Source organism: Micromonospora citrea (assembly GCF_049629545.1).
Classification (GTDB): domain Bacteria; phylum Actinomycetota; class Actinomycetes; order Mycobacteriales; family Micromonosporaceae; genus Micromonospora; species Micromonospora citrea_A.
Genome location: NZ_JBNADX010000003.1, coordinates 153,584 through 180,179 on the forward strand (window position 1 = coordinate 153,584; position 26,596 = coordinate 180,179).

Below are 26,596 nucleotides of genomic sequence, written 5' to 3' on the forward strand. Positions count from 1 at the left end.
GGAGCGCCGGAATGAGTGCGGATGAATGCCATATTCATCCGCAGTTCTTCCCGTGAACACCGCTCATACCTGTCCTACGCTGCGAGGGTGACCCACTACGTGGACAGCGAGGTCGGTCGGCTCGGCACGGTGCTGCTGCACCGACCCGGGCCAGAACTCGCCCGGCTCACCCCTCGCAACAACGACTCGTTGCTCTTCGACGCTATCCCATGGGTGGGACGCGCGCAGGAGGAGCACGACGCGTTCGCCACGGCGTTGCGCGAACGCGGGGTCGAGGTGCTCTACCTCGCCACGCTGCTCGCCGAGACCCTCGCCGTGCCCGAGGCCCGCGCCGAACTCACCGACCAGGTGCTCCGCTCGCCCCGGCTCGGCGACACCCTGCGCCGCCGGGTCGCCGAGCACCTCGCCTACCTCGACCCGGCCGCCCTGGCCGACGTGCTCATCGCCGGGCTCGCCCACGAGGAGGTACGGGTCACCCCCGAACGCCCCGGCGGCCTGGTGTGGACGCTGATGGACCGGCACGACTTCGTCATCGACCCGCTGCCCAACCTGCTCTTCACCCGCGACTCGTCACTGTGGATCGGCGACCGGGTGGGCGTCACCAGCCTCGCCATGCCGGCCCGCCGCCGGGAGACCACCCTGACCGACGCCATCTACCGGTACCACCCGCGCTTCGTCGGCACCGAGGCCGTCTACCACCCCGAGCTGGAGCACCTGGAGGGCGGCGACGTGCTCCTGCTCGCCCCCGGCGTGCTCGCCGTCGGGGTGGGCGAGCGGACCACGCCCGCCGGCGCCGAGCGGCTGGCCCGGCAGGTGTTCGCCGCCGGGCTGGCGCACACCATCCTGGTGGTGCCGATCGCCCAGGAGCGGGCCACCATGCACCTCGACACGGTCTGCACCATGGTCGACGTCGACGCGGTGCTGATGTACCCGAACATCGCCAGCACGCTGTCGGCGTACACGGTCATCGCCGGGCCGGACGGCGAGCCGCGGGTGGACGGGCCCGCGCCGTTCCTGCGCGCCGCCGCCGACGCGATGGACCTCGACCAGCTCCGGGTGATCGACACCGGCCTGGACCCGGTCACCGCCGAGCGGGAGCAGTGGGACGACGGCAACAACACCCTCGCGCTGGCGCCCCGGCTCTGCGTCGGCTACGAGCGCAACGTGGAGACCAACGCGCAGCTCGAACGGGCCGGCATCGAGGTCATCCCGATCGCCGGCTCGGAGTTGGGCTCCGGCCGGGGCGGCCCGCGCTGCATGTCGTGCCCGCTGGTCCGCGAGCCGCTGCACCCGACCGGGGACTGACCGGTCGGCCAGCCAGTCGAACGACACGGCCCGCCGGGCGGGGCCGGCGGGCCGTGGTGGCGCGGGACGGGCGCGGGTCAGCGCAGCGTGAGCTGGCGGCCGAGCAGGCCCTGGCGGGCCCGCCGTCCGGCGGCGTCCAGCGGCTCCTTCTCCTCCAGCGCCTCGGCGTACCGCTTGGCGAACTCGGCGACCGGGGCCTCCCAGTCGGCGGCCGGGACGTCCTCCGGCAGGTCCCAGACCGGCACCAGCCGGCCGTGCGCCCGGAACATGCCGGCGAACTTCGTCTGCTCGCCGAGGGTCAGCGTGCCGGCGGCGGAGAGCCGGGAGAGGGCGTCCAGCGCGGTGTCCTCGTCCTCCGGCAGCACCCAACGCACGTGCGACTTCTCCGGCACCTGGCACCAGTAGGCGGCCGGGGCGGCGGCGAGCTTCACGGTCGGGTAGATGGCGGCGTTGGCCCGCTCCAGGGACGCCTGCACGGCCGGGTCGTCGGCCGCTCCCGGGTCGAGCCAGAACTCGAAGCCGTCGTGCATGGTGATCTCCAGCGGGCCGTCCACCAGGATGTCCTGCAGGCGCGGGCCGGGACCCGGCAGCGGCGGCACCGAGACCTGGCCGCCCGGCTCGGTACGCAGCGCGCAGAGCAGCGCCTCGGCCAGGTCCCGGGAGACGTCACCGGACTGCTGGTGCCGCTGGAGGCCGATGAAGACCCGCCCGTCCGGCTTCGTCATGGCCGGGGCGGCCATCGGCAGCACGGTGGCGAGGGTGACCGGGCGGTCGCCGTACTCCTCGACGAGTTCGGGGGTGAGCCGCAGCGGCGCGGAGGCGGCCGGCACGAGCTCGCGCAGGGCGATCCACTCCGGCTCGTCCGCCAGCCCCTCGAACGGGCGGGGGACGAAGATGTCGCGGACCTTCTCCCGGCGGGGAGTGGCTTCGACGGCGCGCTGGTTCTTTCGACGCTTGCTCACGGCGACACAGCCTAGAGGCCGGAGCCGGGCGGCGTGGGGAGGACCCGCCCCCGGGCGCCGGGTCAGCCGGCCGCGACCAGATCGGGCCGGGACGAGGCGGTCGGCTCGAACTCCGCCCAGACGCTCTGGCCCAGGCCGTCCCGGTCGACCCCCCAGCGGGTGGCGAGGCCGGAGACGATGTGCAGGCCACGGCCGTCGACCGCGTCCGGGCTGGCCTCCCGCATCAGCGGACCGGCCACCGCACCGCCGTCGGTCACCCGGATCGACACGCGCGGACCGGTCGGCGTGGGCCGCAGCCGCCAGGCCACCCGGACCACCCCGCCGGGCAGCGGGTCGGCGTGCCGGACCGCGTTGCCCACCAGTTCGGCCAGGACCGCCACCAGGTCAGCCAGCAGCGCCGGGGGGACGACCTCGGCGAGTTCGTCGGCGAGCCGGTGCCGGGCCAGCCGCGCGCCGGTGGCGTGGTGGGGTACCACCACACACCACGAACGTTCGACCGCCTGCGCCGACACCCTCGCTCCTTCTCGCCCGCGCCCGCCGGCCACGGGTCATCCCCGTGGCAGCCGCACCTCTGCGACCGTACCGCCACCGCTTCTCGGGCGGAGGGATACCCATCCATTCTGCTGTTCAACGATCCGGCGGACGAGATAGAGGCCGAGTCCGGCGCCCGGGTAGCCCCGGCGGTCACCGGACTCCCCCTGCCAGAACCGGTCGAAGGCACGCTCCACGTGCTCGGGGCGGATGCCGATGCCCCGGTCGCTGACCCGGAAGGAGACCGTCTGCCCGTTCGCCCCGGCGGTCACCTCGATCGGCGAGTCCGGCGGCGAGTACTTCCCGGCGTTGGTGCTCAGCTCGGTGAGCACGGTGGCGATGCTGTGCCGGTCCCCGAGTGCCTTGGGCAGGTCGGCGGGCAGGTCCAGGACGAGCCGGTGGCGCAGGTCGGCCGGGAGGTCCGACACGGCGGCCCGGAGCGCCTCCCCGAGGTCGAACGGGACGGTCGGGTCGCCGTCGGGGCGTACGTCGGTGGCCGAGGAGAGCAGCCGGTCGACGAGCCGGGCCAACTCGTTGGCGCGCTGCCCGATGACCCGGGCGGCCTGCCGCCGGTCCGCCTCGGTCAGCGACTCCCAGTGGTCGGTGAGGGTGTCCGCGTACCCCTTGATGACGGTGACCGGCGTGCGCAGCTCGTGGCTGGTCACCGCGACGAAGAGGTCGCGGTCGGAGTCGCGGCGCTGCTGGTCGGTGATGTCGCGGAAGGTGACCACCCGCAGGGTGCCCGGCCCGGCCAGCTCCCCGGAGGTGATCCGCAGCCAGCGCCCGTCCGGCATCCGGTGGTCGAGCACCTGGCCCGACGGGGGGAGCGGGAACGGCAGTGGCCGGTTCAGCGCCTCGGTCGAGCAGCGCCCGGTGAACTGGGCGGCGGCCGGGTTCCAGAGCCGGACGTGCCCGTCCCGGTCGACCACGGCCAGCCCGTCGGCGAGCGCCGCCACCACCGGACCGTCACCGTGTACGGGCAGGCCGCTCTGGTCGCCGTACATGTGAGCGATGCAGGAGGCGAGGTAGCCGACCACGGCGTGCGCGGTGCCGTCCTCGGCCTGCTGGGCGTCCGCGTAGAGCGCGTGCAGGCTGCCGACGGTGAGGCCGCCGATCTCGGCCCGGGCGGCGATCATCCGGCACAGCCCGCGGGCGGCCAGTTCACCGGCGAGCGGCCCGGGCAGGCGGTCGAGGCGCACCTGCCGGACCCGGGGGCCGGCGAGCAGGCAGACGGTGGCCGGGTCGGAGGCGGACAGCGGCCGACCGATGGTCCACTCGGCGCTGCCACTGGCGGCGATGACCCGGCCGCCGGTCGGGGTGAACTCGACGAAGGCCAGGCTGTCCGCACCGAGCGCCGGACGGGCCACCTGGAGGAGTTGGGTGAGGACGGGCAGTCCCGCGTCTCCGGAATTGATCATCTCGATGACCGCGTTGTGGCCGGTGATGAGGGCGGCGAGGTCGGTACGCTCCGGCATGTCCCGAGTGTGCCCCCTCGACCGGAGTACGGGCACCCCCGCTCGGTGGCCCTCACCGGCCCAGCCGGGCCAGCGTCCGGGCCGGCCGGTCGGTGATCACTCCGTCCACCCCGGCGTCGAGGACCAGTTCCAGGTCCTCCGGCTCGTTGACCGTCCAGACGTACACCTGGTTGCCCGCGGCGCGCAGCGCCGGCACCAGTTGCGGGCGGGCCCGGATCAGCCCGATGCCGGGGCCGGCGATCCGGGCGCCGAAGGGCAGCCGGCCCAACCGCAGCCAGCGCGGCAGCACCTCCAGCAGCAGCACCGTGGGCAGCGCCGGGGCGAGTTCCCGCATCCGGCGTACGGCCAGCGGCGAGAACGACATGACGGTGACCTGGACGTGGTCGTCCGGGCGGGGGTCGGCCAGCCCGTGCCGGCGCAGCATCGCGACCAGTGTCCGCTCGACGTCCCCGCCGTAGCGGGACGGGTGCTTCGTCTCCACCAGCAGCCGGACCGGCCGGCCCGCAGCCGTCACGGCGGCCAGCAGCCGGTCCAGGGTGAGCAGCCGGGTGTGCGAGTCGTCCAGCACCTCGTCCCCGTCGGCCGGTACGCAGCCCGGGTGCCAGGACCCGAAGTCGAGCGTCTCCAACTCGGCGAGGGTACGGGCGCTGACCAGCCCGTGGCCGTTGCTGGTCCGGTCCAGCCGGCGGTCGTGCACGCAGACCAGGTGCCCGTCGCGGGTCAACCGGACGTCGCACTCCAGTCCGTCCGCGCCCTCGTCCAGGGCGCGCAGGTACGCCGCGAGGGTGTGTTCCGGGAGGTCGGCCGACGCGCCGCGGTGCGCGAAGACCTGCGGGTCGCCCATGCCCCGACTCTCAGATGACCTGGCCGGGCTGCCCGTCCTCGCCGATCACCGGCTTGCCGACGGCGGCCCACTGGCGCATCCCGCCGTCGGCGTTGCGCACCTGCTCCCACCCGTTGTTCAGCAGGTAGCCGACGACCTGCGCGGAGCGCCCGCCGGAGCGGCAGATGACCGCCACGTCGCGGTCGGTGGGCACCTCGGCGAGCCGGGCCGGCAGTTCCATCATCGGCAGATGGTGGGCGCCGGGGGCATGGCCCGCTGCCCACTCGTCGTCCTCGCGGACGTCGAGCAGGTAGGTCCGGTCGTCGATCTCGGTCACGGGCACGGTGGGAACCTGGGGTCCGAACACGGGTGAAAGCCTAGATCCTCGGCGGCCGGATCGACACCGGCCCGCCCGGTGGTGGGGTCACAACCGGGTGACCCAGCGCGGGTTCGCGGTCGCCCAGTCGGGCACCCGCTCGGCGCGGACGGCGTCGAAGAGCCCCGCGCCGCCGTTGTCCAGCACCACGTACGACACCTGGTCGATGGTCTGCGGGTACGACGGCACCTGCACCCCGCTGAGCGCGTCCGCCGGCAGCGCCCGCAGGGCGAGGGCCAGATCCTGCAGGGGTACCCCGTTGGTGTCGACGGTCAGCGAGCCGCCCACCGCCCGCAGCACCCGGTCCAGCTTGACCGGGTCGCCGCGCAGATCGGTCTGGCCGGCCCGGTCGAGCACCGCCCGGAGCAGTTGCTGCTGGTGCCGCTGCCGGTCGTAGTCGCCGCCGGGCAGGTCGTAGCGCTGACGGACGTAGTCGAGCGCCTGCGCGCCGTCCATCTGGTGGCAGCCGGGGGTGAACACCCGGTTCGTGTGGATCGAGCGCACCTCGGTCTGCACGCACATCCGGATCCCGCCGAGATGGTCGATGACCTGCTTGAAGCCGGAGAAGTCGATCAGCGCGGCGCCGTCGAAGCGGATCCCGGTGAGCCGGCTCAGGGTGGTGGAGAGGAGCCGGGTGCCGCCCTCGCCACCACCGCCGTGCTCGTACGCGGCATTGATCTTGTCCGGCCCGCCCGGGTACCCGTTGCCCGGCGGGATGGCCACCAGCAGGTCGCGCGGTACGGAGATGAGGTACGCCTGCCGCATGCCGGGCGGCACGTGCACGATCAGGATGGTGTCGGAGCGCTGGTCCGGGCGCGGTGAGCCGGCCCGCCGGTCCGAGCCGACGAGCAGGTAGTTCAGCCCTTTATCCAGGTCGGTGCGCGCCTGCCGGGCGTCCGGGGCGAGCAGTTGCTCGCGGGTGACGGTCCGTTCGTACCGGGAGGAGAGCGCCTTCATGCCGACGACGGCGAGCGCGGCCAGCAGCACCAGGGCGAGCCCGGCGCCGAGCAGCACGCGTGGCCAGCGGGTGGCCCGGGGGCCGGGCGGCGGTGCGCCCTGTCCCCGGTTGGCCCGCGCTGACCTGGACGTGACGCCCTCCCCGTGGCCGTTACGTGAGGCTTGCTCACGTCCAGGCTACGGGTCGGACGGTGCCGGCCGGGCGCGTTTCGCGACAGCTACCGCCGGTCACCCGGTCACTTGCGGGTGGAGAGCACGGACGGGTTCGCGTACACGAATTCGCCCAGCTTGTCGTTCTTGACCGCCTTGAACATCTCCAGCGTCTGCTCGCTGAGCGCCTCGCGGTTGTTGGCGTTGCCGTGGAAGGTGCCGCCGTTGGTGCGGAGCATGGTCAGCTCGTTGGCGCTGACGCCGCGCAGGGTGAAGATGAAGTCGGGGACCGGCACGCCGCCGGTGTCCAGGACGAAGGCCTTGCCGGCCGCCCGGATCAGCTGGTTGACCTTGACCGGGTTGGTCAGCATGCCCTTGTCGGTGGCTTTCTTCGCCATCGCCTTGATCAGCTGCTGCTGGTTCTGCTGCCGGTCGTAGTCGCCGCCGGGCAGGCCGTAGCGCTGCCGGGAGTAGTCCAGCGCCTCCAGGCCGGACATCTGGCGGCAGCCCTTCTTGTAGACCACCGGGGTCATCGGCCGGCCGGTCTTCTTGGCGTCCGCCTTCCACATCTGCTTGCCGTCGACCATCACCGTGTGGATCGACTTCACCTCGTGCTTGACGCAGATCCGGACGCTGCCCAAGGTGTCGATGACGTTCTTGAAACCGCCGAAGTTGATGATCGCGGCGCCGTCGAAGCTGACCCCGGTCATGTTCTTGATGGTCTGCGCCATCAACTGGGCGCCGCCCTCCCAGCCGCCGCCGTTGCGGGCGCCGGCCTGGAACGCCGCGTTGATCTTGTCGGTGCCGCCCGGGAAGCCGCTCTTCTCGAAGGCGGGGATCTGCGCCTCGGTGTCCCGCGGGATCGAGATCATGTACGCCTGGTCGTGGCTGGACGGGATGTGCAGCACGATGATGCTGTCCGCCCGGACGTCGTCGGCCGCCCAGCGCTCGCGGGCGTCCACGCCCAGCAGCAGCATGTCGATCGGGCCGTCCAGGTCGGCGCCGCCCTCGGCGTCGCTCTTGCCCGCCCCGCCGAGCAGGTTCTTCTGCGAGATGTTGCCGGTCGCCTGGCTGATCAGCGCCTTGCTGCCCACGATCGCGACACCGCTGGTCATCATCAGCACCGCGCCGAAGACCACGGTGAGCCGGGCCCAGAGGGGGTCCTTGCGCCTGGTGCGCTTCTTCGCGCCGCCGGTGCGCTGCCCGCCCCGACCGCCCTGGGTCGGGATGGTCGCGGACGCCCTGGGGTAAGGGTCGGAATCCAGCGACGTGGGGCGGGGGCTGGTCTGAACCGGCATGCGTGCTCCAGCTCGCTTGATCGGGGGGCGGGACCACTTTACGTACCGCTCCCCGTCAAGGCGAGGTCGTCACACGCTCATTTCTCAGATATCCCGACAGTTCTGACCATGGTTCATCCGAACGGATGAGGCATTGCATCTGATCGGTGGTTGGCCATCGATGATCGAGCCAACTCCGAACGTACCTCTGATGACGTCCGTCGAAATGTGCCGGCAACGACCCGTCCGGCGGCCGGACCCCCGGCGGCGGTCGTGCGCCCCGGCCGCCGGGGGGGTTGCGACGTCAGTTGCCCTTGGTGTCCGGATCCTTGTTGGCGGCGACCCAGTCCGCCATGGTGTCCGCCGACATCGCCTTGTACATCGCCAGCGCCTTCTCCCGGTCGGACACCACCACCGACTCGCCGTTGATGGTGTCGCTGCCCGAGTTCGGACTGGTCAGGAAGATCAGGTTCTCGCCGCGCAGGTTCCGGAACTGCAACGCCATGTCGGCCAGCGAGAAGTCCTCGTCCACCGTCACCGCGTCGGTGACCGACTGGAGGAACGCGTTCAGCATCTTCGGATTGGTCAGCGTGCCCGTGCTCGCCGCCTTGTCCATCAACGCCCGCAGGAACTCCTGCTGGTGGCGCATCCGGGCGAAGTCGCCGTCCGGGAACTGCTTGCGCTGCCGGATCCAGTCCAGCGCGGTCGCGCCGTCCATGTGCATGGTGCCCTTGGTGAACTTCCGGTACGGCTTGTGGATCGAGGTGACGCTCCGCTCCACCTTCAGGTCCACGCCGCCGACGGCGTCGGTGACCTCCTTGAAGCCGCCGAAGTCGATCGCCATCACGTGGTCGATCCGGACGTCGGTGAAGCACTCCACGGTGCGTACCGCCAGCGGCAGGCCGCCGAACGCGAAGGCCGCGTTGATCTTCGCGCGCTGGCCGGAGCCGCACTCCGCGCCGGCGCTCTCCGGGATCGGCACGTACAGGTCGCGCGGGATGGAGACCAGGTAGGCCGACTTGTGGTCGGCCGGGATGTGCATGACGATGATCGTGTCGGCCCGCCACTGGCTCTGCTGGTCCACCGGCGCGTCCGGGTCACGCGAGTCCGAGCCCACCAGCAGGATGTTCAGCGCGCCGTTGACCGCCTTCGCCGGCCGGCCGCCGGTGATCTCCGAGAACGGGTCGGTCCGGGCCAGGTCGTTGTTGAGGCTGCGGGTGTACATCCAGGCGCCCGCGCCGCCGAGCAGCGCCAGCACCAGCACCGCGATGCCGGCGACCAGGCCGATCCGCCCCCAGCGCGGGCGCGGCCCGCGCCGCCCCGAGCCGCCCGGACCACCCGGGCCCGGGGGCAGGCCCGGGCCGCCGGGCCCGCCGGAGCGCGGCTGCTCCTCGTCGTACGACGGGTACCACTGCGCGTCGGGCTGCCGGGCGCGCCCGGCAGCGCCCCGGGCGGGGCCGGGGACCTGGGCGCGTCCGGAACTCCGGTGCAGGTGCGGGAGCGGGACGCCGGCAGACGATGTCGCGGACATGTGTTTCAGCGTACGTAGCCCGGTCGAGGGTTGCCCGAAGGCGAATGCCGGATCGCCGTCCGCGTGGCGCGGGAGGCGTTACCCTAGCCGGCTGCGGAAGTGCGCGATCGTGCGCCGCAGGCCATCTTCGGGCGAGACGGTCGGTTCGTATCCCAGCAGCTCCCGGGCGAGCGTGAGATCCGGCCGGCGCATCTCCGGGTCGTCCGCGCTGCGGGTGATGTACGTCACCTCGGAACTGCTCGCGCAGAGTGACACGATCGTCTCGGCGAGTTGTCGCATGCTCATCTCGTGCTCGGTGCCGCAGTTGATCGGCCCGGTCTCGGTCGAGTCGAGCAGCAGCAGGATGCCGCGCACCAGGTCGTCGACGTAGCAGATGGACCGGGTCTGGTTGCCGGTGCCGTGCACGGTGATCGGCTCGCCGCGCAGCGCCTGCGAGATGAAGGTGGGGATGGCCCGGCCGTCGTCGGGACGCATCCGCGGGCCGTACGTGTTGAAGATCCGGACGATCGCGGCGTCCAGCCCCCTGCTCCGGTGGTACGCCATGGTGGCCGCCTCGGAGAAGCGCTTTGCCTCGTCGTAGACGGCCCGCACCCCGATCGGGTTGACGTTGCCCCAGTACGTCTCGCGCTGCGGGTGCTCCTTCGGGTCCCCGTACGCCTCGGAGGTGGAGGTCATCAGGAAACGGGCGCCGTCGGCGAGCGCGCGGTCCAGCAGGTGCAGCGTGCCGACCGAGCCGACCCGGAGGATCTCCACCGGCAGCTTCTCGAAGTCGGTCGGGCTGGCCGGCGAGGCCATGTGCAGGATGGCGTCGAACCGCTCCGCCAGCGCCGGGTGCGCCGGCAGCCCGTCGGAGATGTCCGCCTCGACCAGGGTGAAGGTCGGCGTGTCCAGCAGGTGGGCGACGTTCTCCTTGGACCCGGTGACGAAGTTGTCCAGCGCCACCACCGTGCAGCCGCGCTCGATGAGCCGGTCGACCAGGTGGGACGGGACGAAGCCGGCGCCACCGGTGACGAGGACGCGGTGACCGGTGCCGAAGCGGGGAGCGACCTTCATGCCGGCCAGCCTACTCAGGGCGCCGGCCGGACGCGGCGCGACATGCGGCGGGGTCCCGGCGCGGACGCGCGGGACCCCGCCCATGTGGACGGACCGTCAGTGCGCCCCCGCACCGGTGAGGGCACGCACCTCCAGTTCCGCGTACTTCTCCTCGTCCTGCTCCTTGGAGAGCACGGTGCCCAGCCAGCCGCAGAAGAAGCCGAACGGGATGGAGATGAGGCCCGGGTTGGACAGCGGGAACCACTGCCAGTCCTGCTTCGGGAACATCGCGGTCGGCGCTCCGGAGACCACCGGCGAGAAGAACACCAGGAACACCGCCGCCAGCAGGCCGCCGTAGATGGCCCAGACCGCTCCCGAGGTGTTGAACCGCTTCCAGAAGAGGCTGTAGAGGATCGCCGGCAGGTTGCCCGACGCGGCCACCGCGAAGGCCAGCGCCACCAGGAAGGCCACGTTCAGGCTCTGCGCGTAGATGGACAGGACGATCGAGACCGCACCGATGACCAGCGCGGAGACCCGGGCGACCATGACCTCCTGCCGCTCCGACGCCTTGCCGTCCTTGAGCACGTTGGCGTAGAAGTCGTGCGCCAGGCTGGACGACGAGGCCAGGGTCAGCCCGGCCACCACCGCCAGGATGGTGGCGAAGGCGACCGCCGCGATGATCGCCAGCAGGGTCGCCCCGCCCAGGTCACCGCCGAGGAAGTCCATGCCCAGCGCCTCGGCCAGCTGCGGGGCGGCGGTGTTGCCGGCCTTGTCCTGCGCGGTGATCGCCTCGCCGCCCACCAGCGCCGCCGCGCCGAAGCCGAGAGCCAGGGTGAGCAGGTAGAACGTGCCGATGATGCCGATCGCCCAGAGCACGCTCTTGCGGGCCGCCTTCGCCGTCGGGACGGTGTAGAAGCGGATCAGGATGTGCGGCAGGCCGGCGGTGCCGAGCACCAGCGCGACGCCGAGCGAGAGCAGGTCCATCTTGCTGTAGAAGGTCTTCAACGCGTCGCCGGGTGTGTCGACGCCGTACCGGAGCCCGGGTTCCAGGAACGCGCTCCCCTTGCCCGAGGCAGACGCGGCGTCGCCGAGCAGCGAGGAGAGGTTGAACTTGTACTTCGCCAGCACCAGCAGGGTCATCACCAGCGCGCCGGCCATCAGCAGGAACGCCTTGACGATCTGGACGTATGTGGTGCCCTTCATCCCGCCGACGGTGACGTAGATGATCATCAGGGCGCCGACCATGACGATCGTGGCGACCTTGGCGGTCTCGGCGTCCATGCCGAGGAAGGTGGTGCCCGGCTTGATGCCGAGCAGGAGTGCCACCAGCGCGCCCGCGCCGACCATCTGGGCCAGCAGGTAGAAGATCGACACGGTGATGGTGGAGACCGCCGCGGCGGTGCGGACCGGACGCTGGCGCATCCGGAACGCCAGCACGTCGGCCATCGTGTACCGGCCCGAGTTGCGCAGCAGTTCGGCGACGAGCAGCAGCGCCACCAACCAGGCGACCAGGAAGCCGATCGAGTAGAGGAAGCCGTCGTAGCCGTAGAGGGCGATGATGCCGGCGATGCCGAGGAACGAGGCGGCCGACATGTAGTCGCCACCGATCGCCATGCCGTTCTGGAAGCCGGAGAAGGAGCGCCCGCCGGCGTAGAAGTCGGTGGCGGTCTTGGTCTGCCGGCTGGCCCAGATGGTGATGGCCAGGGTGACCGCCACGAAGACCAGGAAGAGCGTGATGGTGAGGTTGCGGGCGGTGCCGCCACCCGCCTCAGCCGCGAGGACCGTGTTCATGCTTCACCTCCCCGATCTCGGCGCGGATCCGGTCGGCGATCGGGTCGAGCTTCCGGTCGGCGTGCCGGGAGTAGAGCCAGGCGATCAGGAACGTCGAGACGAACTGGAGCAGGCCGAAGACGAGGGCGATGTTGATGTTGCTGCCGAAGAACTTCGTACCCATGAAGCCCCGCGCGTACGCGGAGAGGATCACGTAGAGCGCGTACCACAGGAAGAAGGCGACGGTCATCGGGAAGACGAAGCCGCGCAGCGCGCGACGCAACCCGGCGAACTCGTCCGACCGTTGTACGGCCAGGTACCGCTCCGCCGCCGATTCCGTCGGCGCGGACGCGGGCGTGTCCGTGGACATGTGTGGATCACCACCTTCACAGGTGTCGGGAGTTTCGCGCACGGTAGAGAGCGCGGTCCCCGGCCGGGAAGGCTGTGATCGACGGTGGTCGCCGGCTGCGCCGAACGGTCCGCCGGCTGCGCCGAGTGACCCAGGTCACTCCGGTGAGCGGTCGCCCGGTGCGCCGGTCGACGGGTGGTCGGCCGGCCCGGTCACCGATGGTCGGCTCGCCCGGTCGGCCCACCCTCAGCCCAGCTCGTGGTAGCGGCCCCGGTAGTGCAGCAGCGGCATGGTCTCCTCGGTCAGGTCGACCGCCTCGATGGTGGCCTCGACCAGCAGGCCCCACCCGTACTCGCGGGCGGCGTCGAGCCGGCAGCCGGCCCACCCGGCCGCGTCCGACGGGACCGGGCCGTACGGGGTGTCGGCCCACGAGCCGGTGGCGAAGAGCCCGCCCGGGGAGGGGAAGAGGCCGGCGAACCGGTCGGCGAGCTGCCGGTGCGGTGGCCCCAACGGTGACACCGCGAACCGCCCGGCCTCGTCGATCGCCGCCCACAGGTCCGACTCCGGGTCGATCAGGCCGAGCAGCCGGTCCGGCTCCCCCTCGGCGACCAGCGTCGACGACACGGTCAGGCCCGCCGGACCGGATGCGGTCCAGAGGGTCACCGGCGCCGCGAGCCGGCCCCGCAGCCGGCGTACCGGCGAGCGCTGCCCGGCCGGCACGGCGAACGGGTCGGTGTGGTGGATCTCGGCACCCGGCTCATGATTCACGTGAAACATTGTGCCGTCCCGGGCCCGTACCCAACCCGGGAAGCGTTCGTGCAGGTCGGCCGGGCGTGCCTGCGGGTGGAGCCGGGCGAGCTGATCACCCGCCTCGACCATCAGCCCGCCCGGGTACACCAGCAGCGCCGCTTGACCAACAACTCGGCCGGGCTCCTGGAGCTTGCTGACTCGACCTTCTTCCGGCGGCACGTCATTCCGCTGGCGGTAGGCGAACACGTCGGACTCGGTGGCGGGTTCGTGTTGGCTGAGCTGTCCGACGGCGACCGGGTCCTCTACCTGGAGAACGCTGCACGCGGACACGTCGTGGAGGACCCGGAGATGGTCAACTTGATCGATCGCAAGTGGGATGGCCTGCTCGGTGAAGCGCTGTCCACGGGCGCCTCGGTGGACCTGGTTCGGAAGTTGAAGGTGACGCCATGACCATCGCAGAGCCACGTTGGCGCACGTCGTTCCGCTCAACCGACACCGGCGGCAACTGTGTCGAGATGGCTGACAATCTGCCCGGGGTGGTGCTGGTGCGCGACAGCAAGGACCGGTCCGGCCCGACGCTGCGCTTCACCCCCACCGCCTGGCGCTCCTTCCTCACCCACACCGTCAGCGGCTCCGCCCGTTGACCACAGGCCGTGCCGCCCGTCCGCGAAATGCGGCGTGTTGCGGTATCGAGGGGCCGGGACACCGCAACACGCCGCAAACCGAGTCGATCACCCGGTCCCCGGGGGCGGCGCCGGGCGCGTCAGCGGGCGGTGGCCAGGTCGCCGCAGTCGGCCTCGTCGGGCAGCAGCGGGCGCAGGGTGAGCGTCCAGCGCTTCCCGCCGGAGGTCCACGGGGTCGCCGCGTTCGCCCCGGCGGCGGCGTCGAGGACCTGCTGCACCTGCTCACCGCTGACCGTCACGCAGCTCAGGTCGCCGGCCGTGCCGAGCGGGGCGCCGGGCAGGGCCGGGCCGGGCCAGGCCACCTCGGCCTGCCTCCCCGCCTCGTCGTTGGCGACCCACGGCTCGGCGACGGCCGCCAGCGCCGTCGGGCGGTACGGCGTCGTCGCCGCGCCGTCCTGCGTCGTCGCCGTGTCGGTCAGCGACCGGGCGAAGGCGCGCAGCTTCTCCCGGGCCGCCCGCTGAGCGGCGCTCAGCCCGGTCTCGGCCTCCACCATGTCGAGGGCCTCGGCCGTGGTCTCCTCCACGCCGGTGGCCCCGAGCAGGGCGAAGCGCGTGGTCGGGACGTCGGTGACCGGCGGGGTGCCCAGGTCGCCGGCGGTGCCCACCCCGGCCGCCCGGGCCTGCTCGACGATCCGTGCCACCTCACCCGCGTCCAGCTTGGTCACCTGCACGTTCGGCAGGGCCGGTCCGGGGTACCGCAGCGTCACCGGACCCTCGGTGATCATCCGGCCGTCGCCGTACACGGCGACGCTGGGCAGGCGGGTGGCGAGCGTGGCCGGGGTCACGAAGCCACCGATGTGGTCGATGCGGAGCACCACGGCATCGCCGGGGTACGCGGGTGCGGCCGGTCGGGTGCCGGCGTCCCCGTCGTCCTGCCCGGCGCACGCCGTCGCCAGCAGGACCAGCGGCAGGACGGCCACCCCTCGTACGGCGGAAACAGTCGTCATGCCGGTGTGACGCGGCCACGGCCCGGATCGTTCCCGCCACCCGATGTCTCGTGGCGGGCGCGGTTCGCGTGGACCGCCTACCCTGCCGGGCATGGCTTTCGTGTCGCCGCAGCAGCTCGCGCAGACCCGCGTCGTGCGGGCCGAGTCGCTTCTGCAGGGTGAGGTGGACCTACGCGCCTACCCGCACCGGCACCTCGCCCTGGTGTCCAGCTCCGGCTTCATGCGCAGCGCCGTCCCGCAGCTCATGCAGGCCGTCGAGCACCTGTCGAACTACGGCTGGGAGCTGGTCACCGTCACCGCCGTCGGCGACGGCCACAACGTGTACGCGTTCATGCGCCGCACGACCTGAGCACCGGGACCACCGGCATCGGCCGGTGCGCGGCAGCGCACACCGGCGTGCCCGGCGAAGTGGCGAGGCTCAGGGCTTACCCTCGTCGACCCCGTCGCCGGGAGTGAGGGAGCGGCGGGCGGCGGCCAGCACCTCCGGGTCGGCGCAACCGGCGGCGTAGCCGGCGATGCGGCGGCGGATGTCCCGGGTGAGCAGCCACACCCCGACCCGGTCGGCGACCGGGCGCAGCCACGCCGGGCGGCAGCGGAAGCTGTACCGCCAGGTGGCCGCGGTCGTCCCCGGCGTCGGGCCGGGCGCGAACCGCCACCCGCCGGCGAACATCTCGAAGAACCACGGACCCCGCACCATCTTCATCCCGACGGTGGTCGGCGGCGCGAACGAGACGTACTCGCTCACCATGACCAGTCCGTGCCGGGAGCGGGTGAAGGTGCGCACGCCCTTGCCGGGGCGGGTCGCCCCGTCTTCGAAGTGCTGTTCCCGGACGAACGGATCCCACCGGTAGCGGACCGGCGCGGTGGTCTGCGACACCGCGAAGGCCAGCTCGGGCGGCACCGGGACGGTGGTCACCGCCTCGACGACCGGCATCAGCGCCTCGGCGTGACGGTCGCCAGCAGCTCCGGCTGCCGGCGGTCCAGCACGTCCCCGGCCAGGTACGACCCGAGCAGCGCCGCCCCCACCCCGTACGCCGCGCCCAGCGGCAGCGCCAGCCAGAGCCAGGCGTCCCCGAGCAGCGCCGCGGCCACCACCATCGGCACCGCCGCGGCCGTCGACACCACCATCGACAACAGGGTGAGCAGGCTCTTCGCCATCCCGGCGCCGGTGTTCATGGCGAACGGGTTGCTCGTCTCGGGCAGCGAGTACGCCCCCAGCACCGACAGGTACCCGTTGATCGCCAGCCCCGCCCCGTACGCGGCCAGCAGCGCGCCGGCCGCCATCCCGATCCAGCCGGGCCGGCCCAGCACCACCGCGATCACCACCGACACCACAGCGAGCATCGGCACCACGTACACCGAGAAGGCGGCCATCCGGGCCCGCAGCTCCAGCCGGCCCGGCACCCCCGCCACGACGTTCGCCGCGTACGCGCTGCCGTCGAAGCCGAACTGGTTGGCCAGCGTCACCGAGGCGAGCACCCCGACGAAGAGCATGGAGAAGCTGACCAGCACCGGCGACGACTCACCGGTGAACTCGACGCCCTGCTCCGAGGCGGCGAAGCCGGGACCGCCCAGGTTGACCATGACCGGGACGAAGACGCCGACCACCGCGATGGTGATCAGGTTGGCCCGCCGCCGGGCGTCCCGCCACCAGTAGCGGCACTCCCGCGCGACCAGCGCGCCGAACCGGTCCCGCCCCGCCCAGCCGAGCACCTTGGGGAAGAGCTGCCCGACCGCCCCGCCCGTCGGGGCGCGCCGGGTCTTCGTCGGGGCGGCGCCGGCCGCGCCGACCATCGCCGACTCCAGCGACCGCGACCACCAGAACAGCAGCACGCCGATGGCGACCGCGGTGATCAGCAGCTTGACCGGCACCGCCCAGGCCCGGCCCTCGGCCACGTCCACGCCGACCGTCCACGGCGCGCCGAACGGCGTCCAGCCCACCACGCCGGCCACCCCGGCGAGCCGGTCCCAGTCCGCGTCCTGCACCGCCGCCAGCACCACGATCTGGAGTGGGCCGAGCAGCGCGGCGACCACCGCCAGCAGCACGGCGGCCAGGTCGCGGACCCGCCGGGACCGCAGCATGGTGGCGAACGCGCTGGTCACCGCGCGGCTCGCCGCGACGCAGAGCAGCAACCCGGCGAGGACGCCGACGACGGCGGCCAGCCCGGCCGGCCAACCGCCCAGCGCCCCGGCGGTGACCACCAGGCCGGCGGTCGCGAGCAGCATCGCCAGGACCGGGACGCTGACCAGGGCCGCCGCGAAGAGCCCGCCGACCAGGGTGCGCCGGGACAGCGGCAGCAGCGCGAACCGGGCCGGGTCCAGGGTCTCGTCCACCCCGAAGAACACCAGCGGCAGCAGCAGCCAGCCGAGCACCAGCAGCCCGCCGCCGAACGCGGCGGTCATCAGCGCGTACCGGGGCTCGTCCGCGAAGCCGGGCGCGGCCAGCAGCAGAAAGCCGCCGGCGGCGAACCAGAGGCCGACCAGCACACCGGCCACGAAGAGCGCGATCCGCCAGCCCTGGCCGCGGAAGTTGTTGCCCATCACCCGCAGCTTGAGCCGGACGAAGTGCCGGGCCGAGACCCGCCGGGCCGGCTCGGCCGGTGCGGTCACCGGGACAGCCACGCCAGCTCCTCGCCGGTCGCCGTCCGTCCGCCGACCACCTCGACGAAGACCTCCTCCAGGGAGCGGTCCCCGCGCACCTCGTCGAGGGCGCCGACCCGCTTGATGGTGCCGCCGGCGAGGATCGCCACGTGTGAGCAGAGCCGCTCGACGACCTCCATGACGTGGCTGGAGAAGACCACCGTGCCGCCGCCGACGACGTAGCGGTGCAGGATGTCGCGGATCAGCGCCGCGGAGACCGGGTCCACCGCCTCGAACGGCTCGTCCAGCACCAGCAGCCGCGGACCGTGCAGCAGCGCGCAGGCCAGGCCGATCTTCTTCTTCATGCCGGCCGAGTAGTCGACCACCAGGGTCCGCCCGGCGTCGGTGAGCGCCAGCACGTCGAGCAGTTCCGCCGCCCGCTGGTCGACCACCGCAGGGTCCATGCCGCGCAGCAGACCGTGGTACGCCAGCAACTCCGCCCCGGTGAGCCGGTCGAAGAGCCGTACCCCGTCCGGCATCACCCCGAGCAGCCGCTTCGCCTCGACCGGGTCGCCCCAGACGTCGTGCCCGAGCACCCAGGCCCCTCCGTGGTCCGGCCGCAGCAGTCCGACCGCCATCGACAGCGTGGTGGTCTTGCCGGCCCCGTTCGGCCCGAGCAGTCCGTAGAAGGAGCCGGCCGGTACGTCCAGGTCGACGCCCGCCACGGCGACCTTGCCGTCGAACGTCTTCGCCAGGCCACGCAGCGCGAGCGCGGGGTGCTCACCAGTCATGCGACGACCGTATCCGGCCGCTGCCAGGGGTCGCTCCGGCCGAGGGACGATCCTCCGTCATACCCAGGGCGGACGTGCTCACCCCCGCAGCGCCTCCGGGGCGTGCAGCCGCAGCATGGTGGCCCCGACGTCGGCGGGCGCCCGGCGGCGATTGGCCATGGACACGGCCACCATCACGGTGAAGGCGAGCGGCACCGTCCAGGCGGCCGGCTGCGCGGTGAGCGTGGCCGGCCAGCCGGACAGCGGTGGCCCGAGCACGGTCACCAGGACCGCCCCGATCGCTGCGCCGCCGCCGACCAGCACACCGGCCGCCGCGCCCAGATCGGTCAGGCCGCGCCACCAGATGCCGAGCACCAGCAGCGGGCAGAAACTGGACGCGGCGACCGCGAAGGCCAGCCCGACCACCTGGGAGACGTCCAGCCCGGAGACGTTCAGGGCGAGCAGCGCCGGCACCCCGCCGGCGATCACGGTCGCCAGCCGGAAGCCGCGTACCGAGCCGCGCCCCAGCACGTCGGTGGAGATCACCCCGGCGACGCTGGTGAGCAGCCCGGACGAGGTGGAGAGGAAGGCCGCGAACGCGCCGGCCGCGACCAGGGCGGCGAGCAGCCGGCCGGTGGTCCCGTCGCCGAGCGCGGCGCCGGGTAGCAGCACCACCACCGCGTCGGTCTGCCCGGAGACCAGCAGTTGCGGGGTGTAGATCCGGCCGAGCACCCCGTAGATCGTGGGCAGCAGGTAGAAGGCGCCGACCAGGGCGAGCACCACCAGGGTGGTGCGTCTGGCCGCCGCCCCGTCCGGGTTGGTGTAGAAGCGCACCAGCACGTGCGGCAAGCCCATGGTGCCGAGGAAGGTGGCGAGGATCAGCGAGTACGTGGCGAAGAGCCCTCGGTCGTCGTCCCCGGCGGTGCTGGGCAGCAGCCAGTCGGCCGCGCCGGTCGCCACCTGCGAGACCTCGGGCACCCGGTCACCGGCGGCGAAGGTCAGCTCGTCGCCGGGGCGTACCTCCCGGACGGTGCCGTCGGCGAAGGTGAGCGCCGCGCGGTGCTCGACCACGACGGTGGTCGCGGTCCGGAACGCCGGCCCGTCGGGCGGGGTCACCGCGGGGCGGGCGTCGGCCTGCCACTGCAACGCCAGGAAGATCGCGGGTACGGCCAGCGCGGTCAGCTTGAGCCAGTACTGGAACGCCTGGACGAAGGTGATCGCACGCATCCCGCCGAGCGCCACGTTCGCGGTGACCACCGCCGCGACCAGCAACGCCCCCACCGGGTACGGCGAGCCGGCGACCGTGGCCAGGGTCAGCCCGGCGCCCTGCAACTGCGGCACCAGGTAGAGCCAGCCGATGAAGATGACGAAGACGGTGGCCAGGGTGCGCAGCCGGCGCGAGCCGAGCCGCAGTTCGCAGAAGTCGGGCAGGGTGAACGCGCCGGAGCGGCGCAGCGGTGCGGCCACGAACATCAGCAGGGCGAGATAGCCGGCGGCGAAGCCGACCGGGTACCAGAGCACGTCGACGCCGTACTTGAGGATCAGCCCGGCGATGCCGAGGAAGCTCGCGGCGGAGAGGTACTCCCCGCCGATGGCGGCGGCGTTCCAGGTCGGGCTGACGGCCCGGGAGGCGACCAGGAAGTCGGAGGTGGTCCGGGCCAGCCGCAGCCCGTAGAAGCCGATGCCGAGGGTGACCAGGGTGACCGCCACGATGGCCGGAACGACGAAGCCGTTGCCCATCTCAGCGCTCCGGCCGCTCGACCAGGTCGGTGAAGTCCTGCTCGTTGCGCTCGGCCAGCCGCACGTACGCCAGGCCCACGGCGATCAGGAAGGGGAAGGAGACCACCCCGAGCAGCAGCCAGGGCAGGTTGACCCCGAGCACGGTGACCCGGCCGACGGCGGGCGCGATGGCGAAGAGCCACGGCAGGCCGCCCAGCCCGACGAGCACCACCAGGGAGAGCCGCAGCGCCAGCGACAGTTGGGCGCGCACCAGGCCACGCACCAGCGCCTCGCCGACCCGGGTCTGCTGGGCCAGTTCGGTGCGGGTCCGGTCGGCCCGGCTGTCCCGGCGGGAGACCTCGGCCAGCACGATCCGCGCCCGGGGCTGCGGTTGCGGCGCGCGGGGGGCGGGCAGCGGGTCGTCGGCGGTCATCTGGGCAGTCTCGCCTGCTCAAGCGGGATGTCAAGGGGTGTCCACCGGGGCTGTGGACAACATGTGGACAACGCTTCGTTCCTGTGGACATCCGCGCGGTGGCCGTATTAAGACACCATTAAGCTCCGTCAGGCTCACCCCTTGTGTTCGATCGGCGTATCTCCTTGCCGCTCTTGAGGCGGCCCCCTACGCTGGGGCGGCAATTCCCTGTTTCCTCTTCTTCCACGGGGTTTCTATGCGCACATTCCGCACTCTCCTCGGCGCGACCCTCGCCGGGGCATGTGCACTGGCCGTGGTGCCGGGTACGGCGTCCGCGGCTCCCTCCGTCACGCCGCAGGCCGTGGCCGAGCTCGCCGACACGACCGGCGCCTACTACCCGGTCTCGCCGGCCCGCCTGATGGACACCCGGAGTGGCCTGGGCGCGCCGAAGGCGAAGATCGGCCCGGGCGGGAAGGTCGACCTCCAGGTCACCGGCCGGGGCGGCGTCCCCACCAGCGGCGTCGGCGCGGTGGTGCTGAACGTGACCATCGCCGGCCCGACGGCGGACAGCTTCGTCACGGCGTACCCGGCGGGCGAGGCCCGGCCGGACGCCTCGTCGGTCAACTTCGCCAAGGGCTGGCTGGGCTCGAACAACGTCACCGTGAAGCTCGGCTCCGGCGGCAAGGTATCGGTCTACAACCGCAACGGTTCCACCGACGTGGTGGTCGACGTGGTCGGCTTCTACGCCAAGGACGACACGATGGTCAACCGCAACGGTGGCCAGTACGAGTGGTACTACCCGACCCGGGTCTTCGACACCCGTAACGACCCGGAGGGCAAGCCGCCGGCGGGCACCACTCTGGAGTACGCCCTCGAGTTCGACGACGCGGGCCTGCACCCGCACATCAAGTCCTTCGTCCTGAACCTCACCGCGGTCGCCCCGGCCAGTGCCGGCTTCCTGACCGCCTGGTCGGGCGCGGGCAGCCGCCCGGTCTCCTCGACGGTCAACTACGGCGCGGGCGTCAACGTGCCGAACCTGGCCTACGTGCAGACCACGCCGTGCCTCGCCACCGACGGCTGGTGCACCCCCGGCGCGCCGAAGTTCAAGGTCTACACCCACGCCGCCGCGCACGTCCTGGTCGACTTCGTCGGCGTCGTGGACGACGGCTACAGCGAGTACGGCCTGCGCTTCGCGCCGATGAGCCCGACCCGGATCGTGGACAGCCGGATCAACCTGGGCATCAACGGCGCGCTCGGCGCCGGCGCTGTCCGGAGCGTCACCCCGCCCAGCGGCATGCTCACGGAGACGACCGAGGTGCTGGTCATGAACCTGACTGCCGTCAAGCCGACCAACAACACGGTCCTCACCGTGTGGCAGGACGACCCGGAGGTCCCCCGGCCGTCGACGAGCAACCTCAACCCGTACGCCAACCAGGTCGTCTCGAACGCCGTGCCCGCGGTGATCTACCCGTACGACGCGTTCAACGTGCACAACCACAGCGGCACCACGCACGTGGTGGCCGACGTGGTGGGCTCCTTCTACGCCCTGAACCCGCCGGCGGCGGGCCTCGCGGCCAAGTCGCCCAAGGCTCAGGTCACCGGTTCGTCGAACCGCTGACCCAGGCGACAGCAGCACGAAAGGTGCCCCGGCCGACCGGCCGGGGCACCTTTCGTTTCCGGCCGTCGGTACATTGCGGGCGCTGGTCCGGATACCTGGGTATTGCCCTTTCCCGGGATTGACGCCGAACGCACTTGTTCGCATTGATCACCGCCCCTAAGCTGGGCCGACCAATCCCTCCCTTTCATTCACGGGGTGTTCATGCGCAAAATCCGCGCTCTGCTCGGCGTGACCATCGCCGGGGCCTGTGCGCTGGCCGGACTGCCCGGGGTGGCGCTCGCCGCGCCCACCGCGCCGTACACGGTCGTGACCGTCGACGTCGGGGACGCCCCCGGCCACCCGGTCAAGAACTCCGGCGTCTTCGACGCCGGCAACTCCACCATCGAGGTCGTGCCGGAGACCGACGGCTCACTGTCGATGTACCTGCGTAACCTGCCCGGTGGCTCCTGGCTCTACGTCTGGACCGGGGCACCGACCGGGCAGACCTGGACGGCGGGCCAGACCTACCAGACGGCGCGCTTCGCGGACGCCACCCGCGCCAAGCTCGACGTCGCCGCCGACCACACCGGCTGCGCGTCGTCCAGCGGCACGATGACCGTCTCCGAGGCCGGGTACGACCCGGACACCAAGGCACTGACCAGCTTCGCCGCGTCGTACGTCTTCGACTGCGACGGCACGGGGACGATGAACGGCGACATCCGCTGGAACTCCGGTGTCGAGTACGCCGCCGTCGTCTCCACCCCCGCACCGGTCGACTTCGGCCGGCTGGAGGTGGAGAGCGCGACGCAGACCAGGACGGTGACCTACCGCTCCGCGGGGACCCTGCCGGTGACCTTCACCTCGGCCACCCTCGCCGGGGCGCAGCCGGGATCGTTCGGCATCGTCGTCGACGACTGCTCCGGCCGTACCCTCCAGCCCGGCGGTAGCTGCACGGTGACCGTGTCGGCCACCCCCACCCGGGCCGGTGACGTCGCCGCCACCCTCGTCCTCACCGACGACAGCGCGTACGGCAAGCGGCTCGTGCCGGTGAAGTTCAGCGCCTTCGACGGGGTGGTCGGCACCTACTACCCGGTGGGTCCGTCGCGGCTGATGGACACCCGCAGCGGCCTCGGCACCGCCAAGGCCAAGATCGGCCCGGACCGGAAGGTGGACCTCCAGGTCACCGGCCGGGGCGGAGTGCCGTCGAGCGGTGTCGGCTCGGTCGTGCTGAACGTGACCGTCGCCAACCCCACGTCGGCCAGCTTCCTGACCGCGTACCCGGCGGGCGAGGCCCGGCCCACCGCGTCCTCGATCAACTTCCCGGCGAAGTGGCTCGGCTCGAACAACGTCACCGTGAAGATCGGTTCGGGGGGCAAGGTCTCCATCTACAACCGGGCCGGCTACACGGACGTGGTGGTCGACGTGGTCGGCTGGTACGCCGGCACCAACGTCGTCGCGACCAGCCACGGCATGGGCGGCCAGTACCACCCGTTCGTGCCGACCCGGCTCATCGACACCCGTCAGGGTGACGGGGCGCTGCCCGGGGGCTGGTCGATCACCGGGTGGGTCAACTTCAACGAATCGCTCCGGCCGCGCGTCCGGGCGTTCGTCCTCAACATCACCGCCGTCTCGCCGAAGGCCTCGGGCTTCCTGACCGCCTGGCAGGGTGGGCCCGACGTGCCGGTCTCCTCGACCGTCAACTACACCGCCGGCAAGGTGGTGCCCAACCTCGCCGTCGTGCAGAGCGCGCCCTGCTACTACGACTTCTGCGGTGACGCGTGGGGTGCGCCGTCGTACGAGATCTACACCTCGGCCACCTCGCACATCGTGGTGGACCTGGTCGGCGTCATCGACGACGGCACGGTCGCGGACGGTCTGCGGTTCACCCCGCGCAGCCCGGTGCGGATCGCCGACAGCCGCATCAACCAGGGCATCAGCGGGGCGCTGCCGCCCAACGGCATCCGTGAGGTCACCGCGCCGTCCTCGGTCGTCACCGACGCCACGCAGGTGCTGGCGATGAACGTGACCGCCGTGGCGCCGACGAACAACACCGTGATCACGGTGTGGCCGGCCGGTTACGGCGCGTCCAAGCCGTCGGCGAGCAACCTCAACCCGGCGGCCGGGCAGACCGTCTCCAACGCGGTCATGGGGATCATCGGGCCGCAGGACTCGTTCAACGTGCACAACCACGCCGGCTCCACCCATCTGGTGGCGGACGTGGTGGGCCGGTTCCACCGTTACTCCGGCACGGCGAGCACCACCCTGACGGGCGTGCCGGCGTTGCCGACGGTCGTCGGCTCGGGCTCGGGCCCGGCCGTCCGCCGCTGAACCGACCGACGCGGGTGCCCGGTGCCGTCCGGGTACCCGCGTCGGCGTCGTTTCCTGACCGACACGCACGTCACGGGGTATCCATGCTCAGATTCCGCGCGTTGCTCGGCGCGGCCACGGTCGGGGCCTGTGCGGTCGCCGGACTGCCGGCCGTCGCCTCCGCCGCACCCACCGCGCCGTTCACGGCGCTCACCGTCGACCTCGGTGAACACCGGGCCTACCCGGTGTCGACGTCGGCCGCGTACGAGTACAGCACCGCGACCATGACGGCGGCCGCCGAGCCCGGCGACGTCGTCCAGATCAAGGCGGTCACCAGGGATCTCCGGTACACCACGACCCTGACCGCCGCCCCGCCGACCGGACGGGGCTGGGTCGAGGGACAGACGTATCCGACCTCCCGGGTGGCGGGCGAGGACCAGGCGCGGCTGGACCTCGTCGGCAACGGCCGGAGCTGTACCACGGCGACCGGCTCGATCACCGTCACCGACCTGGCCCGCGACACCGAGTCGCAGCTGGTGACCAGCTTCGCCGCGTCGTACGAGTTCCGTTGCACCACGGCGTCGTCACCGATCACCGGCGAGGTGCGGTACAACTCCTCCCTCGACTACGTGGCCGCGGTGACGACCCCCTCCGCGATCCGCTTCGACGACGTGCCGCTGGGTGACAAGTGGAGCGGCGTCGTCTACGTGAAGGCCGGTGGCAGCGTCGCGTCGACCTTCGGTCAGCTCGGCATCACCGGCACCCACACCGCGGAGTTCGAGGTCCACGAGGACCTGTGCTCGAACCGCACGATCGCCGTCGGAGCCGAGTGCCGGATCCGGCTCCGGCCGAAGTGGACCCGGCCCGGGACGAAGTCGGTGCTGCTCCAGATGTCCGACAACAGCAGCGACGGCCGGCTCGCCGTGCCGGTGCGTGTCGACGTGGTCGACGGCACCAAGGGCACCTACTACCCGATCGCGCCGGCCCGGCTGATGGACACCCGGGAGGGACTGGGCGTGCCGAAGGCCAGGCTCGGCCCGGGGCAGACGGTCGACCTCCAGGTGGCCGGCCGGGGCGGCGTCCCGTACACCGCCGGCGCGGTGGTGCTGAACGTGACGGTGACCGGCCCGACGGCCGACAGCTTCCTCACCGTGTACCCGGGGACCGACACCGCGCGGCCGAACGCCTCGTCGATCAACTTCGCGAAGGGGTGGCTGGGGTCCAACAACGTCACCGTCATGATCGACCCGGTCAGGGGCGGTACCGTCAAGATCTACAACCGGGCCGGGTACACCGACGCCGTGGTCGACGTGGTCGGCTTCTACTCCGGCCGCAACGACCCGCCGGCCGGACTGGGTCGGGGCGGTCAGTACCAGTGGTTCGAGCCGTACCGGATCCTGGACACCCGGGTCGGCGGCCGTGGTCCGCTGCCCGGCGGCGCGGCCGTCAACGGCTGGATCGACTTCCGCCTGCCCGAGGGTGAGTTCAACTCGCACGTGCGGGCGCTGGTCCTGAACATCACCGCGGTGACGCCGGAGAAGGCGGGCTTCCTGACCGCCTGGTCCGGGGAGGGCAGCAAGCCGTTGGCCTCCACCGTCAACTACGGCGCGGGCAAGGTCGTGCCGAACCTCGCGTACGTGCAGACCGTGCCCTGCCCCTCCGGTGGCTGCGGCGGCGCGACCGGCGCACCGAGCTACCGGATCCACACCTCGGCCACCACGCACCTCGTGGTCGACCTGGTGGGGGTCATGGACGACGGCACCGTCGCCGACGGCCTGCGATTCCGGCCGGGCAGCCCGACCCGGATCCTCGACACCCGGGTCCGCGAGGGCCTGTGGACCTCGCTCAACACCGGCGAGACCGGCACGGTCGCCGTCCCGCCGTGGGGTCAGCTGGAGGAGGACACCCAGGTGGTCGCGTTGAACATGGCCGCGGTGGCGCCGGAGCGGAACACGGTGCTGACCGTCTGGCCGGCCGGTCTGGGCATCGCGAAGCCGACCGCCAGCAACCTGAACCCGGAGGCCGGGCAGATCGTCTCCAACGGCGTGCTCACCGCGATCGGGCCGGAGAACGCGTTCCACGTGCACAACCATGTCGGGCAGACCCATCTGGTGGGCGACGTCGTGGGCACGTTCTACCTCTACCCGGGCACCGCCGGCACGACCGCCCTGGCCGGCCCGTCCCGACCGCAGGTCGCGGCGGCCGGGTCGTCGGACTACGGCCGGGACTGACCGCACCGACAGGGAGGGGCCGCGCGTGACCCGGGCGGCCCCTCCCGCTCATCCGCCCCTCG

General features: G+C 72.2%; 25 protein-coding genes. 7 read left to right on the forward strand and 18 right to left on the reverse strand.

Annotation, left to right across the window (positions count from 1 at the left end; all coding sequences use genetic code 11):
• Positions 1-87: 87 nt before the first annotated feature.
• Positions 88-1,305, forward strand: coding sequence for an arginine deiminase (locus ACPFP2_RS05130; RefSeq protein ID WP_424086596.1), 1,218 nt, complete (start codon positions 88-90; stop codon positions 1,303-1,305).
• A gap of 77 nt (positions 1,306-1,382) precedes the next feature.
• Here the strand turns inward: ACPFP2_RS05130 and ACPFP2_RS05135 are convergent, their stop codons facing one another.
• The 12 genes from ACPFP2_RS05135 to ACPFP2_RS05190 form a co-directional block, all read right to left on the reverse strand.
• On the reverse strand, positions 1,383-2,267 hold the full coding sequence (locus tag ACPFP2_RS05135) for a DUF5926 family protein (protein WP_424086598.1): 885 nt from the start codon (positions 2,265-2,267) through the stop codon (positions 1,383-1,385).
• 62 nt (positions 2,268-2,329) lie between these two features.
• Positions 2,330-2,812, reverse strand: coding sequence for an ATP-binding protein (locus tag ACPFP2_RS05140; protein ID WP_424086599.1), 483 nt, complete (start codon positions 2,810-2,812; stop codon positions 2,330-2,332).
• A gap of 3 nt (positions 2,813-2,815) precedes the next feature.
• Complete coding sequence (locus ACPFP2_RS05145; protein WP_424086601.1) at positions 2,816-4,273, reverse strand: PAS domain-containing sensor histidine kinase; 1,458 nt, start codon at positions 4,271-4,273, stop codon at positions 2,816-2,818.
• A 52-nt stretch (positions 4,274-4,325) separates the two neighbouring features.
• Positions 4,326-5,117 (reverse strand): glycerophosphodiester phosphodiesterase, encoded by a 792-nt coding sequence (locus tag ACPFP2_RS05150; RefSeq protein WP_424086603.1) that lies wholly within the window; start codon positions 5,115-5,117, stop codon positions 4,326-4,328.
• A 10-nt stretch (positions 5,118-5,127) separates the two neighbouring features.
• Positions 5,128-5,463, reverse strand: coding sequence for a rhodanese-like domain-containing protein (locus ACPFP2_RS05155; RefSeq protein ID WP_088976623.1), 336 nt, complete (start codon positions 5,461-5,463; stop codon positions 5,128-5,130).
• Positions 5,464-5,520: 57 nt separating this feature from the next.
• On the reverse strand, positions 5,521-6,459 hold the full coding sequence (locus ACPFP2_RS05160) for an LCP family protein (protein WP_424086963.1): 939 nt from the start codon (positions 6,457-6,459) through the stop codon (positions 5,521-5,523).
• A 206-nt stretch (positions 6,460-6,665) separates the two neighbouring features.
• Positions 6,666-7,877: an LCP family protein gene (locus tag ACPFP2_RS05165; RefSeq protein ID WP_424086606.1), complete on the reverse strand. Its 1,212-nt coding sequence runs from the start codon at positions 7,875-7,877 to the stop codon at positions 6,666-6,668.
• 283 nt (positions 7,878-8,160) lie between these two features.
• Positions 8,161-9,387, reverse strand: coding sequence for an LCP family protein (locus ACPFP2_RS05170; RefSeq protein ID WP_424086608.1), 1,227 nt, complete (start codon positions 9,385-9,387; stop codon positions 8,161-8,163).
• 78 nt (positions 9,388-9,465) lie between these two features.
• Positions 9,466-10,440 (reverse strand): NAD-dependent epimerase/dehydratase family protein, encoded by a 975-nt coding sequence (locus tag ACPFP2_RS05175; protein WP_424086610.1) that lies wholly within the window; start codon positions 10,438-10,440, stop codon positions 9,466-9,468.
• Positions 10,441-10,536: 96 nt separating this feature from the next.
• A complete protein-coding gene (locus ACPFP2_RS05180; protein WP_424086612.1) occupies positions 10,537-12,210 on the reverse strand; it encodes a solute symporter family protein in 1,674 nt (557 codons plus the stop codon).
• Complete coding sequence (locus ACPFP2_RS05185) at positions 12,188-12,559, reverse strand: DUF485 domain-containing protein (protein WP_424086613.1); 372 nt, start codon at positions 12,557-12,559, stop codon at positions 12,188-12,190. Before ACPFP2_RS05185 ends, ACPFP2_RS05180 begins: the two co-directional genes overlap by 23 nt.
• A gap of 225 nt (positions 12,560-12,784) precedes the next feature.
• Entirely contained in the window at positions 12,785-13,417 is a 633-nt protein-coding gene (locus ACPFP2_RS05190; protein WP_424086615.1) for a flavin reductase family protein, read from the reverse strand.
• On the opposite strand from ACPFP2_RS05190, the gene ACPFP2_RS05195 reads away from it, so the two are divergent.
• Together ACPFP2_RS05195 and ACPFP2_RS05200 are read left to right on the forward strand one after the other, a co-directional pair.
• Positions 13,355-13,738 carry a Scr1 family TA system antitoxin-like transcriptional regulator gene (locus ACPFP2_RS05195; RefSeq protein ID WP_424086617.1) on the forward strand — a complete coding sequence of 128 codons (384 nt, stop codon included), beginning with the start codon at positions 13,355-13,357 and terminating at the stop codon, positions 13,736-13,738. The genes ACPFP2_RS05190 and ACPFP2_RS05195 overlap by 63 nt on opposite strands.
• Positions 13,735-13,932: a DUF397 domain-containing protein gene (locus ACPFP2_RS05200; protein ID WP_424086619.1), complete on the forward strand. Its 198-nt coding sequence runs from the start codon at positions 13,735-13,737 to the stop codon at positions 13,930-13,932. The genes ACPFP2_RS05195 and ACPFP2_RS05200 overlap by 4 nt, the downstream gene beginning before the upstream one ends.
• A gap of 119 nt (positions 13,933-14,051) precedes the next feature.
• Here the strand turns inward: ACPFP2_RS05200 and ACPFP2_RS05205 are convergent, their stop codons facing one another.
• Positions 14,052-14,918 carry a hypothetical protein gene (locus ACPFP2_RS05205; protein WP_424086621.1) on the reverse strand — a complete coding sequence of 289 codons (867 nt, stop codon included), beginning with the start codon at positions 14,916-14,918 and terminating at the stop codon, positions 14,052-14,054.
• A 91-nt stretch (positions 14,919-15,009) separates the two neighbouring features.
• Between ACPFP2_RS05205 and ACPFP2_RS05210 the strand changes: the two genes are divergently transcribed.
• Positions 15,010-15,267 (forward strand): hypothetical protein, encoded by a 258-nt coding sequence (locus tag ACPFP2_RS05210; protein ID WP_424086623.1) that lies wholly within the window; start codon positions 15,010-15,012, stop codon positions 15,265-15,267.
• Between the two features lie 69 nt (positions 15,268-15,336).
• Here the strand turns inward: ACPFP2_RS05210 and ACPFP2_RS05215 are convergent, their stop codons facing one another.
• The 5 genes from ACPFP2_RS05215 to ACPFP2_RS05235 form a co-directional block, all read right to left on the reverse strand.
• The gene (locus tag ACPFP2_RS05215) at positions 15,337-15,852 is read right to left on the reverse strand and encodes an SRPBCC family protein (protein ID WP_424086625.1); all 516 of its coding nucleotides are present in this window, start codon (positions 15,850-15,852) and stop codon (positions 15,337-15,339) included.
• Positions 15,852-17,540 carry an ABC transporter permease gene (locus tag ACPFP2_RS05220; RefSeq protein ID WP_424086627.1) on the reverse strand — a complete coding sequence of 563 codons (1,689 nt, stop codon included), beginning with the start codon at positions 17,538-17,540 and terminating at the stop codon, positions 15,852-15,854. The genes ACPFP2_RS05215 and ACPFP2_RS05220 overlap by 1 nt, the downstream gene beginning before the upstream one ends.
• Positions 17,525-18,289 carry an ABC transporter ATP-binding protein gene (locus ACPFP2_RS05225; RefSeq protein ID WP_424086629.1) on the reverse strand — a complete coding sequence of 255 codons (765 nt, stop codon included), beginning with the start codon at positions 18,287-18,289 and terminating at the stop codon, positions 17,525-17,527. The genes ACPFP2_RS05220 and ACPFP2_RS05225 overlap by 16 nt, the downstream gene beginning before the upstream one ends.
• A 78-nt stretch (positions 18,290-18,367) precedes the next feature.
• Complete coding sequence (locus ACPFP2_RS05230; protein WP_424086631.1) at positions 18,368-20,008, reverse strand: cation acetate symporter; 1,641 nt, start codon at positions 20,006-20,008, stop codon at positions 18,368-18,370.
• 1 nt (position 20,009) lies between these two features.
• Complete coding sequence (locus ACPFP2_RS05235; protein WP_424086633.1) at positions 20,010-20,420, reverse strand: hypothetical protein; 411 nt, start codon at positions 20,418-20,420, stop codon at positions 20,010-20,012.
• Positions 20,421-20,760: 340 nt separating this feature from the next.
• Here ACPFP2_RS05235 and ACPFP2_RS05240 point away from each other — a divergent pair, with 340 nt between their 5' ends.
• The 3 genes from ACPFP2_RS05240 to ACPFP2_RS05250 all read left to right on the forward strand — a co-directional run bounded on the left by ACPFP2_RS05240 (position 20,761) and on the right by ACPFP2_RS05250 (position 26,534).
• Positions 20,761-22,017, forward strand: coding sequence for a hypothetical protein (locus ACPFP2_RS05240; protein ID WP_424086635.1), 1,257 nt, complete (start codon positions 20,761-20,763; stop codon positions 22,015-22,017).
• 201 nt (positions 22,018-22,218) lie between these two features.
• On the forward strand, positions 22,219-24,324 hold the full coding sequence (locus ACPFP2_RS05245) for a choice-of-anchor D domain-containing protein (RefSeq protein ID WP_424086965.1): 2,106 nt from the start codon (positions 22,219-22,221) through the stop codon (positions 24,322-24,324).
• Positions 24,325-24,407: 83 nt separating this feature from the next.
• Positions 24,408-26,534, forward strand: a complete 2,127-nt coding sequence (locus tag ACPFP2_RS05250; RefSeq protein ID WP_424086637.1) for a hypothetical protein — start codon at positions 24,408-24,410, stop codon at positions 26,532-26,534.
• Positions 26,535-26,596: the final 62 nt, after the last annotated feature.